The following is a 16,519-nucleotide window of genomic DNA, read 5'->3' on the forward strand; positions in this document are numbered from 1 at the left end:
TTTTACTTTATAAACTAATTAAAGGTCTGTCCCACTTCCATGGCCACCTCTTCTAATAATTTAGATACATTTTCATCCAAAACCCCTTCCCGCAAGGGCTCCAAAATCTCTTTCTGGTATTTGGAACGCAATATCTCCAAGAACATTTTCTCAAACTCGGCTACATGCTTCAATTCCACGTTACGCAACAGCCCTTGCGTGCCGCAATAAATCACGGCTATCTCCTCCTCCACGGGCATCGGTGCATGTTGAGGCTGAATCAACAATTGAGCATTCTTACGTCCTTTATCGATCACCATTTCTGTCACAGAATCCATGTCTCCTCCAAATTTAGAGAAAGCCTCCAATTCCCGGTATTGAGCTTGGTCGATCTTTAATGTTCCGGCAATCTTCTTCATGGCTTTCACCTGGGCATTACCACCGACACGAGATACCGAAATACCCACGTTAATGGCGGGACGTACCCCTTCGTTAAACAATCCGGCCTCCAGGAAAATCTGCCCATCCGTAATGGAAATAACATTTGTCGGGATATACGCTGACACGTCTCCCGCCTGCGTCTCGATAATTGGCAATGCAGTTAATGAACCACCTCCCTTAGCCATGGGTTTCAAGGCCTCCGGCAAGTCATTCATCGCCTGAGCCATCTCATCACTGGATATCATCCGAGCTGCTCGTTCCAACAAACGAGAATGTAAATAGAATATATCTCCCGGATAAGCCTCACGCCCGGAAGGACGACGTAAAATCAAAGAAATCTCACGATAAGCCACTGCCTGTTTGGAAAGATCATCATACACAACTAATGCATGGCGGCCACTGTCCCGAAAATACTCTCCGATTGTCGCTCCCGCAAAGGGGGCATAGTAACGCATGGCAGCCGAATCGGAAGCGTTTGCCGCAACAACAATCGTGTACTGCATCGCACCTCGCTCCTGCAACGTGTTCACCAACATGGCTACTGATGATGCTTTCTGCCCGATAGCCACGTAAATGCAATAAATCGGATCACCGTTATCGAAATTTCTTTTCTGGTTCAAGATCGTATCCACGGCAATAGAGGTCTTTCCGGTCTGACGGTCTCCAATAATCAACTCGCGTTGTCCCCGTCCGATCGGCACCATGGAATCGATCGCCTTGATCCCTGTCTGTAACGGTTCCTTCACCGGCTGACGATAGATTACTCCCGGAGCCTTACGTTCCAACGGCAACTGGAGCAATTCTCCTTCAACAGGTCCGGCGCCATCGATAGGCTCTCCCAATGTGTTGACCACCCGTCCGAGCAATCCCTCCCCCACTTTTATGGAAGCAATACTTCCCGTACGTTTTACCGTGTAATTTTCCTTCACCCGATCACCGGCATTCATCAAAATCACTCCCACATTATCTTCCTCCAAGTTCATCGCAACTCCACGAACCCCGTTCTCAAATTCCAGCAACTCGTTAGCCTGCACGTTATCCAATCCGAACACGTGGGCCACCCCGTCACCAACCTCCATTACAGTTCCCACCTCTTCGAAAGCCATCTTCGTATCGACCTCCTTGAGTTGCATTTCTAAAATATCTGATATTTCATTCGCTTTCAACATAATCCTTAATGATTTTAGATTTAATGATTTTAGATTTTAAATTCCAGCCGCACAAGGCTAACTTTCTTTTATCCCTCAAAGGATTCATTTATAATCTGAAAATCCAAACTGGAGACTCATCTCCTTCAACTCTTTCATCAGCGAGGCATCCAACTGTCGAGGCCCGATCTGCAATATAAAACCTCCGATAATCGAGGGATCAACTTTATGGACAAACTCTATTGTCTTATCAGTATGACGCCGCACGAACTCTTTGATTTTATCCATCGTCTCGTCCGACAGCTCCATCGCCGTGATGATTTTCACCCGGATAATCCCGTTTGCGGCCCGGTAAATCTTCTGAAACATCAAGCAAATTGACCTGACATACATCTCCCGGTGGTTTCTTATCAGCAAACGGATTCCCTTGATGTACGCCTCACCCGGCTCTATCCCAATAGCCGTGGAAAGAAGCATTTCCTTATCCTCGGGTGATAACAACGGATTTAACAAAGCTTTCTGCAAGTCGGGATGAGCGATATAATTCTTCTCGAATAATTTCATCTTCTCGTACACTGCATCAGTAGCATTTAACTCCTGCGCGTATCGAAATACGGCTTTTGCATACCTTCGAGCAATCAATCCTTCGTCCATACTCTCTTCCTTTATTCTTTATTCTCAAGCTCGTTCAACAACTTACCGATCAGCTCCATCTGACTCTTATCAGTAGCCAAGTCCTTACGCATCACTTTCTCCGCAATTTGCAAAGACAAAGATGCTACTTGTTTACGCAACTGCAATTCAGCTTCTCGTTTTGCCTGCTCAATCGACAAGTTGGCTGCCTCCCTCACTTGTTTAGCCTCGTTTTCTGCCGCTTTTCGGGCTTCCACTATCATCTCCCGTTTCAGTCGTTCCGTCTGCTGCAATACCTCTAATTGTTGCTTACGGGCTTCCGTCAGCAAATTTTTGGCATCCTCTTGTGCCTTTTCCCGCTCTCTCTTGGCCTCCCGGGCATACTCTACGCCTTTATCGATAAAATCAGCCCGCTCGTCCATCATCCGGACAATAGCCGGCCAGGCGTATTTTGCCAGAATACCGAAAAGAATCAAAAAGACAACCAGCATCCAAAACACTAATCCGAATTCCGGTGTAAATAATGACATAGCTTCTTTTTATACAAACAATGCTAACAAACAAACAATAATTGCGAAAAGAGCAACCCCCTCGATCAAAGCCGCAATCACGATCATATTGGTTCTGATATTGTTTGTTTCTTCCGGCTGACGCGCAATAGCATCCATCGCGGAAGAACCGATCTTACCGATACCAATACCCGCAGCAATAGCTGCCAAACCTGCTCCAACGCATGCACCTATCTTAGCCAAACTTAACCCGGCTGCTGCAACTTCCAATAAAATCAAACTTTCCATAACCTCACTTATTAATTTTAGATTTAATGATTTTAGATTTTAAATTCAAACTTTTAGTTTTTAGCTTTTAACTTTCCTCACTCTCGCCAACCCGATAAAGATTGTTGAAAGCAACATAAACACGTATGCTTGAATAAACCCGATCAACACGTGAATCAAGTTCATAAACACGGCAAACAATACGGAAAATACCGTTGTAACACCCAACACCACCTGGCCCATCACACTAAATAAAAAGATCAACGAAATCAATACCAGCACGATCAAGTGTCCTCCCAACATATTAGCGAAAAGACGTATCATCAAGGCCACCGGTTTCGTGAATACCCCGAATATTTCGATAATCGGTAACAAAGGCACCGGACATTTCAATCCCACGGGTACATCCGGCCAAAATATATCTTTCCAATACTCTTTCGTTCCTGAAACATTAATCACCACGAAAGTGCATAACGCCAAGACCAGCGTAATCGACATATTTCCCATCACATTCGCCCCTCCCGGAAATACGGCAATCAAACCCATCATATTGGATATAAATATAAAAAAGAACAAGGTCAACAAATAGGGAGCATATCGCTTGGCTTCCTTACCCAACACGCTGACAATAACTTCTTTATACAACATTTCAATAATCATTTCCAAACCTCCCATTCCTTTACGCGGAGCCTTAAATTTTTTCCTTTTATAAAAGCGAACTAAAGAGAACACGATCAGCATCGTGACCAACCCGCTAATCATCACGGAAAAAGCGTTTTTGGTAATAGAAAAATCATACGGACGATATTCGTTTCCGGTAGCATCTACCCCCACGATCTTTCCTTCATAAGCTCCCTCCCAGGCGACACGAAACCCCTTATACGTTTTCCCGTCAGCCAAACGTGAAGAACTGAAAAAATACCATTCACCATCATTATCCCGAACAATCACGGGCAGAGGAATGGTTACCTTTCCGATAATCGTCCATCCATACTCGTCCCCTAAATGCTCGAAAATAGTCTTTTTAGGATCAAAAGCCTTATCTTCCCGTTCCTCCTGCTGCATCACGGAATCCACTCGTACGGCAAGCTCGTTTTCATCCCATTGCGATTCTTCCCCGCTAACACCCATTGCAGCCACTCCAAGCGTACCCGCAACTAGCGTTCCGACCAACAAAACAAGCGTCAACAATATATATTTCAAATCATTCTTCATAGGTGTATTAATTTATACAAACCACCACATTATTGTCCCGAACTTCCACTACACCCCCACGAATCTGCACGCTCTTTTCCTCCTCTGCCCCTTTATAGACAATCTGCCCCGGTGTCAATGTAGATACTAAAGGCGCATGATTTTCCAACACGGTAAACTGACCCACCGTACCCGGCAATTTCACCATTTGCACCTCACCTTTATAAATCACTCTTTCCGGAGATACTATTTTTAAAATCATAACCTTATTGATTTTAGATTTTAAATTTTAGATTTATGATTTCTACCCACAAGGTCCAACACCTTTTCATTCTAAATTCTAAACTCCAAATTTTACATTCCCTAATTTCTACTCTTCGCTTGTTCTATCATCTCTTTCCCTTTTTTGATCACATCATCAATGGTTCCAGCATTCATAAACGCTTGTTCCGGGTATTCATCCATATCTCCATCAAGAATCATCTTGAAACCTCGAATCGTTTCTTCCAACGGAACCATAACCCCGGGAATTCCCGTGAATTGTTCAGCCACGTGAAAGGGTTGCGATAAGAAACGCTGAGCCCGACGAGCCCGTGCCACCACAACTTTATCCGAATCCGACAATTCATCAACACCCAAAATGGCTATAATATCCTGCAATTCATTGTAATGCTGCAATAATTCAATTACCCGTTGTGCCGTTTGATAATGCTCTTCCCCAACAATTTCCGGATCAAGAATACGCGAAGAAGATTCCAATGGATCTACTGCCGGATAAATACCCAACTCGGTAATCTTACGGCTCAACACGGTGGTTGCGTCCAAGAAACTGAACGTTGTAGCCGGTGCCGGGTCTGTCAAATCGTCTGCCGGGACATAAATGGCCTGAATAGAAGTAATTGAACCATTCTTCGTGGAAGTTATACGCTCCTGCAACTTACCCATCTCCGATGCCAATGTCGGTTGATAACCGACGGCCGACGGCATACGTCCCAACAGGGCCGATACCTCCGACCCGGCTTGCGTGAAACGGAAGATATTATCAATAAAAAACAAAATTTCTTTTCCACCGGCATTTGAATCCCGAAACATTTCCGCAACTGTCAAACCGGACAAAGCCACTCGTAAACGTGCTCCGGGAGGTTCATTCATCTGCCCGAAAACCAACGTTGCCTGCGACTGTTTTACCTTCTCCATATCTACCTTCTCCAAATCCCACTTGCCCTTTGCCATCTCTTCCTTGAACTTATCACCATAATTGATAACCCCCGACTCAATCATCTCCCGCAACAAATCGTTCCCTTCCCGAGTACGCTCTCCCACCCCGGCAAAAACGGAATACCCATTATGTCCTTTGGCAATATTATTAATCATCTCCATGATCAACACGGTCTTACCAACTCCGGCTCCCCCAAACAAACCGATCTTTCCGCCTTTCGAATAAGGTTCCAACAAATCGATCACCTTAATTCCCGTAAGTAACAACTCCTCCTTAATAGACAAATCCTCAAATTTCGGTGCTTCGCGGTGTATCGAATTTGTCTCCTTGTAATCCAATGGTGCCAAGTAGTCAATGGCATCACCGGTTACGTTCAATAAACGTCCTTTAATCTGATCGCCCGTAGGCATCGTCAACGTCCGGTCTAAATCCAAGACCTTCATACCGCGATATAAACCGTCGGTTGTATCCATAGCTACACAACGCACTGTATCTTCCCCCACGTGTTGTTCCACCTCAACAATCAACTTCGAGCCATTCTCCCTCTCAATCTCCAGTGCCTCGTAAATAGGAGGTAAATCAACCCCTCCACCTTCAAAAATAACGTCCACAACAGGCCCAATCACTTGTGTCACGTATCCGACTTTCTGTGTCATAGTATATGATTTAAACGTTCTTTAAATACCAGCTCTTAGCTTTAACGTATATTCACTCGAAATGGTTTCCTTCCGGTCACATTATACTCAAATCATGTACCGGACTCCGTTTTACACGTTTGTATGATTATTACCAATTAAATAATCATCTTATTCATCCAATAAATATAAAATCCCTGGATATACTTTATAGACAAGTAGTCAAAGATTTCATCACGCCACGCATCATGACTATTCTTTCCATCGAGATCTTGTTCAAGCATCTCTTTTGCAGCACTCACTCGTTTGTCTTTTTGAATTTCCACATCCTCGGGTAAATCCACGGTATCCGTCAACATAAATGACTTCTCTAAAAAATCATATACGGCCGTCAGATCCACGGTCGAAAAAGTAGCTGTAATCTCTGAACTATTTATTGATTCCCCGGTAACCTCCATTCTTCTTTCTCTTGGCATGCCCTCCGGCATAGCTTGCCTGCCAAAACAAACCATCAAAAGTAAAATTAGTATCACCCGCAAAATCCACTTCATAATTCCATTTATTTAAATATTCAATAAACAACTCTTCCCTTATAAAGCAATTTTCGTTCCAAAACACCATCTTTTACAAATTCTAAATTTTCATTTTGTAAAAATAAAGGTAATTATATACCATTTTACAATAAATGAAATACCGATTCACAGCTTAATGCTCTCAAGAGCTTTCAATGCGACTTCATCCTTAGCATCCAACATTAATACTTTAGAGAAAAACAACTTCGCCTCCCCGTATTCTTCTTTTGCCGGATCTGGATTCCCATTATTTTTTGTCGTGATAGCATCAGCAATCACGTAATGATAATACCCCAAGTACTTATAACTTTCTATCAACTCCCGTTTATAACGTTCCGGCTGTACCGACCCGATTTCTATTACTTTCTCGTAATATGGTTTTGCCAACCCTTTTGTCGTTTCCGGGTCAAGCATGGAATTTACCCGGGCCCGCCAAAAATAACTCACGTAACTATTGGGGACTTGAACGCTTAGCTCCTTGAATAAGGAATCTGCTTTTATCAACTCCTCCTTTTGCAATTCCGGAACCGAATCCTGGCAAGCCAAATTATAATAACATTTCCCTAGTTTCAACAAATCTTCCGCGGCCGGTTCCTTCACAAAATCAAAATATTGCCGATAATAGACCACGGCCGAATCCAAATCCCTGTTTTTCACGAAAAGATCTGCAATATCTTTCAATAATTCCTGACGTTTACAATCCGCACACAACGCCTTTTTATAATAAGTAATCGCCTCGTTGTATTCTTTTTTCAGGGTCAACTGCTCCGCATAACAAAGATAATCCTGACAAATCTGACACTCTTCAGGAGTAGATTCGATAAAATACTTTATGGCCTCCAGACATTTTTCCCCCTCCTCTCGTTTAGCAAGACAATAGACATGTAAACGCTTGGCCACCAAACTCTCCGGTTGCACTTTCAGTACGGATTGAAGTACGGGCAACATCTTTTCATATTGTTTATCAAAATACAGTATACCGGCATATCGCAACAAATTATCTTGATCATAATGCCCCGACTGAATAAATTTTGAATAATTATCAGCAGCAGCCTTACTATCTCCAACCATTTCATGTAACTCCCCTAACATACAATAAATACCACAAAACTCCGGGCATACCTCCCGGGCTTTATCCAACTTTTCACGTGCCAAAGAACGATTCGTAGACATGTACAAACGAGCCTGCTTCAAGCATGCCCCCACGCAATCCGGACTAAAATAAGCAGCCATTTCGTATTTGGCACAAGCATCTCCAACCTTGCCCTGTGCAGACAGAATATCTCCTTCCACCAAATACGGTAATCCATCCTCATCATCCACCCCCCTCGCCTGATTCACGTGCTCCATTGCCTTTACCATATTACCTGCATGCAAGTAAGCTCTAGCTATTGCCAACTGTACACCGGCATCTTTCTTGTCTTTTTTATTTGTAAATGCTTCCTTGAATAACTCTTCACCATCCACATCCTTCCCCAATTTCAACCCGACCAACCCGATTCGATTGTAAGAATAGTCAGGCATAAACTCTATCCCTTTCCGGTAATACATCTCGGCAGAATCACGGAATCCAGACACCCAATAACATTCCCCCAAGTAGTAACAAGTTTCTGCTTGCAAAATTCCCTCTCGTTGTTGTTTCAAATTATCCAGGAAAAAAGCTTTGGCAGCCCCGATCATCCCCGATTCATAAAGATCTATCCCGACCTTATTCTCCGTTGCCTTCAGACTCGTGGTTGTCAGCAAACAAAACAGTCCGCATATAATTAATCTCGTTTTCATAATCTTAAAATTATTCGTTAAAGTTGATCCCGCACGTTCACGATATTCACGGGCATCGTGGCCGGTAACAATCCGGCTTTCAAAATAATCCGCTGTCCTCTCGCTCCAGCGAAAAAGGAAGTTAACCCGGTTGGAAGAGCACTCCGAGGATCGTTCAGTAAAATGTATATCGGGCGGGATAATGGATATTGTCCCGTATAGAGGTAATACTGGTAAGGCTGATAACTATTCCCGCAAGTAGGCAACTCTGCACGACTGATCCGTGCTACCTGTATCTCTTTTCGAAAATCCCGACATAAAGAATCCTGTTCGTCACCGATCCAGTTGACCCCGATCACCCCTATCGCACCGGGAGTCCGGGTAACATACTCGATAACATCCCGATTCGTCCCGGCGGCATGACACCGATCAGACAAGTTACCTCTTCCACATATCGAATCTAGCACGTAGCGTACCGTACTGGAATTTCGATGATCAAACACGACTTGTATATCTCCCAATTTCGAGTCTGTCGACAATTGGTTCCAACGTGTAATCTCACCGGAAAATACTTTCTTTAAAGTACTCACGTTAAATATCGAATCGGCATTTTGTCTGTTTACAATCAAAGCAACACCATCAATAGCTATCTTAATGGACTCCGGAAAAAACTTATTGCTGTGGAATGACTCTAATTCGTCCCCCGATAAAGGGCGTGTTGCCAGCACCCAGCGCACGCTATCGCGTAACAACAAGGTGATTGCATCTACCTCACTCGTGTATATCGGGACAATACCTGTCTGATTATATTGAGCTTCAAAAACAGCTATCTCTTCCTCTGCCAAGGGAGACAGCGTTTCGTCGACTGCAACTCGAATTACCCCGCCAAACAAGGTGTCTGGTTCCCCGGACTTCTTTCCTTTACAAGCCACAAGGGAGATCAGGCATAACAGCCAAAAACCGATTCGAATATTCATACCTTTTAGATTTATGATTTACGATTTATGATCCCAACTGCACGAACCAACGCCTTTTTTTAATCCAAAACATCAATCGTAAATTCTTTGTTTCATTATTGCAATCTAAACGTGATCGGTAAGGTGAACCGCACGGAAACCGGTTCACCTCGCTGTCTTCCGGGAATCCATTTACGCATGGCCTTTACCACGCGAACGGCTTCCTTATCCAGCGTCGGGTCGACAGTACGCAACACTTGTACATCACGCACCGCCCCGTCTCGTCCGATCACGAATTGCACAATTACTTTTCCCTCAATATTCATCTCCTGGGCAATAGCAGGATACTTGATCTCTTTACTGATCCATTTCATCAAAGCAGCCATACCTCCCGGATACTCGGGAGCTTGTTCCACCACTTGAAAAACCTCGTCTTCACTTGCCACGATCAATTTGTGATCTTCCAAATCGGCAATATCCTTACCGTTTTCCTCGTCATTCCCCTTCACGTCCGCCACGGAAATTGCAGCTTTCGCCTGGTTCACCTCATCCTGCGTTTTGATCTCGTCTTCCTCTCGCACCTCTTCATCTTTCTTAATCACGGGAGCCGTGAACTTAATCGTTGTCTTCAGTGTCGGTGGCGGCGGAACATTCACTGCCACGATCTTGTTCTCTTCCTTCACTTCCGGTAAATCCATCTTCAAATCAGACAACTCAGTTACCGTCACCATCTTTTCCTGCGTCTTAACAGGGGTCAGGAAACGGATAAATGCCGGAAGCACCATTGCCAGAATCACACAGCCAATAATCACGAAATAGGCTGTCAAGTGCCGTCGGGCCGAGTGTTTGCGCAACTCGTAAGCCCCGTAATCTTTATTCTTTCCTTCGAATATCAGATCGCACCATTCTATCGAATTTACATTTATATCCTTTGCCATGGTCTTACGGTTTTAACTCCCGGTACTCGATCACTTCTTTCAAATCATCGGCATACCCGTCGTGTGTCTTATCCTGTAACAAACGCAAATCCCCCGGAGTAATATCCATAATCGCGTACCGTCCGATATTACATATCTGCATTTCATCGAGGACATCAATTAAATTTCTGTAATTTGCAAAATCAGTCGCCTTGATCAACACGACGGGAGAGTCCTTGGCTTTCCGAATTTCGGCAGATTCTCTCAAATACTCCTCGTTCGAGATCTCCAAATTTGCTTTTTTCTGTTTCAATTCCCGAATCTTCTGCATCACCGCTTGATTACGTCCCAACAGGATTGCACGCAAACCATTCGGGGAAAAATCTGTTTCCTGCACCATTTCGGGATTCTCGTAATCCGGTTCTCCCATATAATAATACACTTTCCCCTCCTTACCTAGCAAAATAGTCATTGCCTTAGAAGCCTTTACCTTGTTCTGTTCCTGTTCATTCAGCAAATCTTTCCTCGGCATACTGATTTCCATGGTCTGGGGTTTACTCATGGACGTGCAGAGCATGAAGAAAGTAATCAGCAGCATATTCATATCCACCATAGGGGTAAAATCCACCCGGACATTAAATTTCTTCTGTTTCCCTTTCTTGCGTTCCCCGCTATCCTTTTGTTGTATTTCTGCCATAATAAATAAATTACAAGTTATAAGGTTCTATCATACCTCCGGCATATTGCGCAACGAAGTAATCAAGTTATAACGATTCTCTCGCAGATCTTGCAATGTTGCCATAATATCCTTGATTAGCGGGTAGGGAGTCTTCTGATCCGCCTTGATAGCGATCACCAAATCCTTGTTCACCTCTCGGGCAAATTGCATCCACGATTTAAACTGGTTATTCGTACTATCACACGGAATTCCATAATTCATGATCACTTTATCCTGTTCTTCCGACGATAACGCAAGGAATTGCTTCATTCCCTGAATGGGCACTCCGAACGAATTACATAGACTGAATTTCTTCAATTCCTGATCTGTAAATTCGATCTGATAACTCTCTCCCATTTTTTTCAACACTTCAACACGATCCTGTGGTTTGTCTAGTCCCATGAACACCTTCCCCGTCGGCTCTACCAAAATAGAGACAATATCGGTTTCGGGAATTTTAATCTCGGAAACCGACTGCGGCGGGTTCACCTGCACCGGTTCTTTCTGAATGAACGTGGAAGTCAGCATGAAAAACGTCAGCAACAGCACCGTCACGTCACTCATGGCAGTCATGTCGATAAACGTTGATTTCTTTTTAATTTTCTGACTCATAACGTATAATATAAATATGTATACTAACGTTGTTTAATCGTGAAACTCTGTACCAGATAAGCACCGATCTCGTCAATACTATGCGTGATTCCATCAATTTTACTGGTAAAGAAATTATAAGCAATTACGGCACAAGCTCCGGTTGCGATACCGAAAGCCGTGTTCACAAGCGCCTCGGAAATACCGGTTGAAAGAGCGATAGAATCCGTTCCCCCGGCAGATGACAAGGCAGCAAAAGACTTGATCATACCGATCACCGTTCCGAGTAATCCCATCAAAGTCCCCAAAGTCGTGATCGTGGCAATTACACCCAGATTCTGTTCCATTGTCGGCAACTCAAGCATGGTAGCCTCTTCCAGATCTTTTCGTACAGCCAACTGTTTCTCTTCTTTCGACAGCGTATCACATGATGACACTTGCGAATAAGTGGACAGCGATGCCTTGATCACGTTTGCCACGGTACCTTTCTGTTTATCACAAGCCTGACGGACAGCCTCGATATTTCCCTCCTCAAGATCACTCTTCACCTTGGTCACGAATCGTTGCAAATTCCTTTTTCCTTTTGCTCTTTTCAAAGCAATCAATCGCTCCACGCTTAACGTCAATACCGTGAACAACAAAGTCTGGATAACCGGAACAATAATACCCCCCTTGTAAATTGTACCCAACAAATTCCCTTGAACCGGGTGATTATTCGGGTCATTATTTATAAAATTAGTCGGATTACCATACACGAAATGATAAATAACCATTGCCAAAATAAAACACAGAATGATTATCGGAAATGCAGAAATACTAAAACTTCTCTTTGTCCCTTCTTTTATTGTAGTCTTTTTCATAGAAATATCTTTTTTATATTTAATACTTTAAATTATTATAATGCCACGTATAGTGCCAAGAAACCCAATCCCAATAGGATCAACATGATTACGATTGGGTAATAACTCGTCCATCAGTATCCGAAGAAAGATACCACAATCACATAAATTACCCACGTATCGGTATATCATATCAAAACACGCTTTCAGATGAGCAAGCACAACCCACCAATACCACATTCATGATACTGGACAGCACAAATCGAAGAATGGCTAAATAATAATTTTGCACAAATCGAACACGTAAAAACCTTGAAGATGTCGAAGCCCCAACAGATCGGAAAAATACTTGTAGTTTTTTCCTTCTAACGTTTGGAATTCACTTTTACGTGATATAAGTTCTGTTCTTTTATGAAATGAAAGAGAAAATTGTATCCGACTACTACTAGCAACGACTTGCCGACTTGAAAATTCCAGCGATCGTTCAAAGATCCCATGCTGATCGAATGGGTTCATCGAAACCTGAAATTTATCCGATGCTTTTTCTATATTCTCCTTATCTGGAACAGGAATCTCCCCTTTGGAATTTTCACTTCCAAAGAGATTAACCCCAATTACCAAAAAGAGGAATAACAACGAAAAATATCGAAAAATCAGTCTTTTCATGTCACTCTATTTACACTATCAAAAATACACATATTTTCTAATCCTCGCAATTTTTTGACTTAATATATAGTTAAATTTCTCAAATTTTTGCGTTTCATTTATTCGTTATACGAAAACGATGACGAACTTAGTTGCATTTCTTGCAAAAGCATTTGAACATTTTTATTTATGCCAATAAATGTACATCTTTGTCCCCGTTTTTAAGATCTACGTCATGAGAATTAACTCACTGTATTACAAACAGAACATCAATATTGCATTTCCGATCATGCTATCATTAGCCGGTCAGGCGATCGTACAAATGGCAGACAACATCATGGTCGGACAACTCGGGGCCCCGGAATTGGCAGCCGTGTCATTAGCGGGAGCAATTATCATGAACACCATGGTCGTCGGCATGGGTATTGCCACCGGCCTTACCCCACTCGTGGGCCAGGCTCACGCACTCGATGACAAAGAACGTATCGCGGGATTTTTCCAAAACTCACTTTTACTGAACACGACCGTGTCACTCGTACTCACTCTTTTCTTGTTCCTACTCATGCCCTACCTTACCATGATGGGCCAACCCGCTGAAGTCGTGGAACTATGCAAAGGATATTATATTCTGACTTCATTCTCGGTCATCCCGTTTATTCTGTTCATGACATTCAAACAATACATGGAAGGAGTTGGAAACACGAAGGTTGCCATGGTGATCACGATTTCATGCAACGTGCTAAATATTTTACTAAACTACATATTTATATATGGCAAATTTGGCGCACCATTCCTCGGGGTTGCAGGTGCGGGACTAGCCACGCTAATCTCCCGTTTGATGATGCCTGTTGCTTTTTTTCTATACATCCATCGCTCCCAAATATATAGCCCAGTATTCCGCTTCTTCCGATTTAGCAACACAAGTAGCCGGAAAATCAAACAACTATTACAAGTCGGCTACCCCATTGCCGGACAAATGGTCGTGGAATTTCTATCCCTCAGCCTCATCACCGTCATGATGGGATGGCTAGGCACCATTGCCCTCGCTGCAAACCAAATTGTCATGTCCATGATTTCACTTACCTTCATGATTTCCAGTGGTATCGCCGGAGCCACGACCATACTTGTAAGTCATGAATTCGGACGGGGAAATATCGGTAAAATGCGCCGGTACGCCCATGCCTCTTTCCGCCTTGCCGTCATTTTTATGGCAGGAGCGGCGGTAATTTACGCTCTTTTCGGAGCACCCATTGCATCCATTTTCACCCCGGATCCTGAAGTGATAAAAGTAGCCCGCAACCTATTCTTCGTGGTTGCCGTGTTTGAAATCTTCGACGGGTTACAGGTAACCGCGCTCGGAGCCTTGCGAGGTATCACCGATGTGCAGCGTCCCATGATCTATGCCCTCGTCTCCTATTTATTTGTCGCCGTACCACTAGCATATATTGCCGGAATCCTACTCGATTTCGGGGCTCCCGGACTGCTATCAGGCTTCTGTGGCGGCCTCATGTTTGCTGCCACCCTCTTCATCCGTAGATTCAACAAATCAGTGAGCAACACTCGCTTGCGACGAGAATCTTAAATCATAAATCTCAAATCATAAATCGGTAACGGGTTTAACTTTTTTTCTTGTTTATATCATGAATAAACTGTAAATTGCATCGTATAAACAGGCACGAACTAGTTACATATAACCATGAAAATAGAAGCATACAAAACTGCCGAAGAAGCACTACGTTCAATGACCGGAACTTTGATATCGGTAATTAAGAAAAGTAAATCGAAACCTTTTCATATCGCCTTGTCCGGAGGGTCTACGGCACAACAACTCTTCAAATTATGGGTAAAAGAATACCGGAATGACATTCCGTGGGACATTCTTCGCTTTTACTGGGTAGACGAACGATGCGTATCGCCGGAAGACGACGAGAGCAATTTCAAACATGCCGACCGTCTCCTTTTCATGCCCTTGGATATACCTCAAGATCACATCCATCGCATCTGGGGAGAACAAGAACCTAAAGTCGAAGCAGAACGATATTCGGAAATGGTGAAATGGGAACTTCCCGGCTACTCGAACATGCCTCGTTTCGACTGTACAATACTAGGCATTGGGGCCGACGGACACGTGGCCTCCATATTCAACGATTCGATGGATTTACTGACTGACCCGCGGGTTTACGCGGTTTCACAGCACCCAAAGACCGGACAACAAAGAATCACAATGACAGGGACCGCAATCTTAAAAAGTTCGGCCATATTAATTCCTGTTATTGGAGCAGATAAACAGGAAATCATGGAACATCTCATCCATAAACAAGGAGTATATCCGGCATCCTACATCTTATCTCGCTCGTCTACAGCAACCCTCTTCACGGATCGGATTATAGAATAAAAAGGGGGGGGGGACTAACAAGTCTATTTTTTAACGACTACCTCCCCTAACCCCTCCTACACAGGAGGGGAAACCGCTTGGTAATCAACCCTCCCCCTGTGTAAGGGGAAGTTGGAGGGGGTAGCTCGTGATACAGAATAAGACTTACTTTCTCCCCTCTTCTATATCCAAGATATTTTTAGAATTTTTTCTCGAAACCACGGCCACCACCATTACCGCGACGATCACGACCGCCACCGTTACGGTTAAAACCTCCGCGACCACCGGCAGGACGATCAGTTCTCGGTTTTGCAACATTCACGTTGATCACCTTACCATCGTATTCAGCTTGATTCAATTCATCGATAGCTTTTTGTCCTTGCGCATCATCAGACATTTCCACGAATCCGAAACCTCTTGACTTTCCGGTTTCTCTATCCATGATAACTTTAGCTGAAGAAACTTCACCGTACTCTTCGAATAACTCTCTTAAGTCACTATCATTCACGTCGTAACTTAAATTTGAAATGTAAATGTTCATTAATACAAACTTTAAAATTAATAATTTAAATACTTGAGGTCGGATATTGTCTAGAAAAGTCTGCTTAACGATACATTAATAATACGACGAAGGCAAACGCTCTGTAGCGATCAAATCAAAACTCAAAATCGTGACAAATCTACGATAATATTCTTTATAAACAAATAATCCACGTCGTAAAAACAACACGAGGGTAATAAAAATATATTACCCTCGAAAACAGCTACTAAATCAGTGACATATCCTTCTTCTCGGATGCCTTTTAGCTTCCCGTTTCTCGAATTCGGTCTTGTCAAATTGTTCTTGTTGCATCTGTTGCTCACCAACCCAACTTTTGTCTTGTTTTGAAGGAATATCCCGGGCTCGTCGATCATCACTCGCCACTTTCTTCTTCTTTTCTTCACGTTCTCTCATAACCTTCTAATTTATTATTAATCCATGGGATAAATTTCCCACACGATCTAGTTCGTATACGTTCTCAAAAATAAATGGTTACATCCTATACTTCCCTTTTATATACCAGAACTCGGGAAATGACCTATAGGGAGTTCCATATTTACTATAAATCAGGGATTTCCAA

General features: G+C 43.2%; 19 protein-coding genes. 2 read left to right on the forward strand and 17 right to left on the reverse strand.

Annotated elements, in window-relative coordinates; translation table 11 throughout:
* Positions 1-14: 14 nt before the first annotated feature.
* The 15 genes from atpA to D8S85_RS06760 all read right to left on the reverse strand — a co-directional run bounded on the left by atpA (position 15) and on the right by D8S85_RS06760 (position 13,045).
* Positions 15-1,589 (reverse strand): F0F1 ATP synthase subunit alpha, encoded by a 1,575-nt coding sequence (gene atpA, locus D8S85_RS06690; protein WP_127074902.1) that lies wholly within the window; start codon positions 1,587-1,589, stop codon positions 15-17.
* An 84-nt stretch (positions 1,590-1,673) separates the two neighbouring features.
* Complete coding sequence (locus tag D8S85_RS06695) at positions 1,674-2,222, reverse strand: F0F1 ATP synthase subunit delta (RefSeq protein ID WP_106480032.1); 549 nt, start codon at positions 2,220-2,222, stop codon at positions 1,674-1,676.
* An 11-nt stretch (positions 2,223-2,233) separates the two neighbouring features.
* On the reverse strand, positions 2,234-2,731 hold the full coding sequence (gene atpF / locus D8S85_RS06700) for a F0F1 ATP synthase subunit B (protein WP_106480033.1): 498 nt from the start codon (positions 2,729-2,731) through the stop codon (positions 2,234-2,236).
* A gap of 9 nt (positions 2,732-2,740) precedes the next feature.
* A complete protein-coding gene (gene atpE / locus D8S85_RS06705; RefSeq protein WP_027202959.1) occupies positions 2,741-2,998 on the reverse strand; it encodes an ATP synthase F0 subunit C in 258 nt (85 codons plus the stop codon).
* Between the two features lie 60 nt (positions 2,999-3,058).
* Positions 3,059-4,192 carry a F0F1 ATP synthase subunit A gene (gene atpB / locus D8S85_RS06710; protein WP_106480034.1) on the reverse strand — a complete coding sequence of 378 codons (1,134 nt, stop codon included), beginning with the start codon at positions 4,190-4,192 and terminating at the stop codon, positions 3,059-3,061.
* Between the two features lie 7 nt (positions 4,193-4,199).
* On the reverse strand, positions 4,200-4,433 hold the full coding sequence (gene atpC / locus D8S85_RS06715) for an ATP synthase F1 subunit epsilon (protein ID WP_106480035.1): 234 nt from the start codon (positions 4,431-4,433) through the stop codon (positions 4,200-4,202).
* A 101-nt stretch (positions 4,434-4,534) separates the two neighbouring features.
* Positions 4,535-6,046, reverse strand: a complete 1,512-nt coding sequence (atpD, locus tag D8S85_RS06720; RefSeq protein ID WP_106480036.1) for a F0F1 ATP synthase subunit beta — start codon at positions 6,044-6,046, stop codon at positions 4,535-4,537.
* A gap of 137 nt (positions 6,047-6,183) precedes the next feature.
* On the reverse strand, positions 6,184-6,576 hold the full coding sequence (locus D8S85_RS06725; protein WP_127074903.1) for a hypothetical protein: 393 nt from the start codon (positions 6,574-6,576) through the stop codon (positions 6,184-6,186).
* A gap of 147 nt (positions 6,577-6,723) precedes the next feature.
* The gene (locus tag D8S85_RS06730) at positions 6,724-8,379 is read right to left on the reverse strand and encodes a tetratricopeptide repeat protein (RefSeq protein WP_106480039.1); all 1,656 of its coding nucleotides are present in this window, start codon (positions 8,377-8,379) and stop codon (positions 6,724-6,726) included.
* A gap of 17 nt (positions 8,380-8,396) precedes the next feature.
* Entirely contained in the window at positions 8,397-9,335 is a 939-nt protein-coding gene (locus tag D8S85_RS06735; RefSeq protein ID WP_172726480.1) for a PstS family phosphate ABC transporter substrate-binding protein, read from the reverse strand.
* 95 nt (positions 9,336-9,430) lie between these two features.
* Positions 9,431-10,252 (reverse strand): energy transducer TonB, encoded by an 822-nt coding sequence (locus D8S85_RS06740; protein WP_106480040.1) that lies wholly within the window; start codon positions 10,250-10,252, stop codon positions 9,431-9,433.
* A gap of 4 nt (positions 10,253-10,256) precedes the next feature.
* Complete coding sequence (locus D8S85_RS06745) at positions 10,257-10,928, reverse strand: ExbD/TolR family protein (RefSeq protein WP_106480041.1); 672 nt, start codon at positions 10,926-10,928, stop codon at positions 10,257-10,259.
* Between the two features lie 30 nt (positions 10,929-10,958).
* Entirely contained in the window at positions 10,959-11,561 is a 603-nt protein-coding gene (locus tag D8S85_RS06750) for an ExbD/TolR family protein (protein WP_106480042.1), read from the reverse strand.
* Between the two features lie 23 nt (positions 11,562-11,584).
* The gene (locus D8S85_RS06755; protein ID WP_106480043.1) at positions 11,585-12,400 is read right to left on the reverse strand and encodes a MotA/TolQ/ExbB proton channel family protein; all 816 of its coding nucleotides are present in this window, start codon (positions 12,398-12,400) and stop codon (positions 11,585-11,587) included.
* A 252-nt stretch (positions 12,401-12,652) separates the two neighbouring features.
* Entirely contained in the window at positions 12,653-13,045 is a 393-nt protein-coding gene (locus D8S85_RS06760; protein WP_106480044.1) for a hypothetical protein, read from the reverse strand.
* Positions 13,046-13,259: 214 nt separating this feature from the next.
* Between D8S85_RS06760 and D8S85_RS06765 the strand changes: the two genes are divergently transcribed.
* On the forward strand, positions 13,260-14,606 hold the full coding sequence (locus D8S85_RS06765) for an MATE family efflux transporter (RefSeq protein ID WP_158641517.1): 1,347 nt from the start codon (positions 13,260-13,262) through the stop codon (positions 14,604-14,606).
* 114 nt (positions 14,607-14,720) lie between these two features.
* Positions 14,721-15,419 (forward strand): 6-phosphogluconolactonase, encoded by a 699-nt coding sequence (gene pgl, locus D8S85_RS06770; RefSeq protein ID WP_106480046.1) that lies wholly within the window; start codon positions 14,721-14,723, stop codon positions 15,417-15,419.
* A 178-nt stretch (positions 15,420-15,597) separates the two neighbouring features.
* Here the strand turns inward: pgl and D8S85_RS06775 are convergent, their stop codons facing one another.
* A complete protein-coding gene (locus tag D8S85_RS06775; protein WP_106480047.1) occupies positions 15,598-15,939 on the reverse strand; it encodes an RNA recognition motif domain-containing protein in 342 nt (113 codons plus the stop codon).
* Between the two features lie 231 nt (positions 15,940-16,170).
* Positions 16,171-16,353, reverse strand: coding sequence for a hypothetical protein (locus D8S85_RS06780; protein ID WP_106480048.1), 183 nt, complete (start codon positions 16,351-16,353; stop codon positions 16,171-16,173).
* Positions 16,354-16,519: the final 166 nt, after the last annotated feature.

Source organism: Butyricimonas faecalis, assembly GCF_003991565.1.
GTDB lineage: Bacteria > Bacteroidota > Bacteroidia > Bacteroidales > Marinifilaceae > Butyricimonas > Butyricimonas faecalis.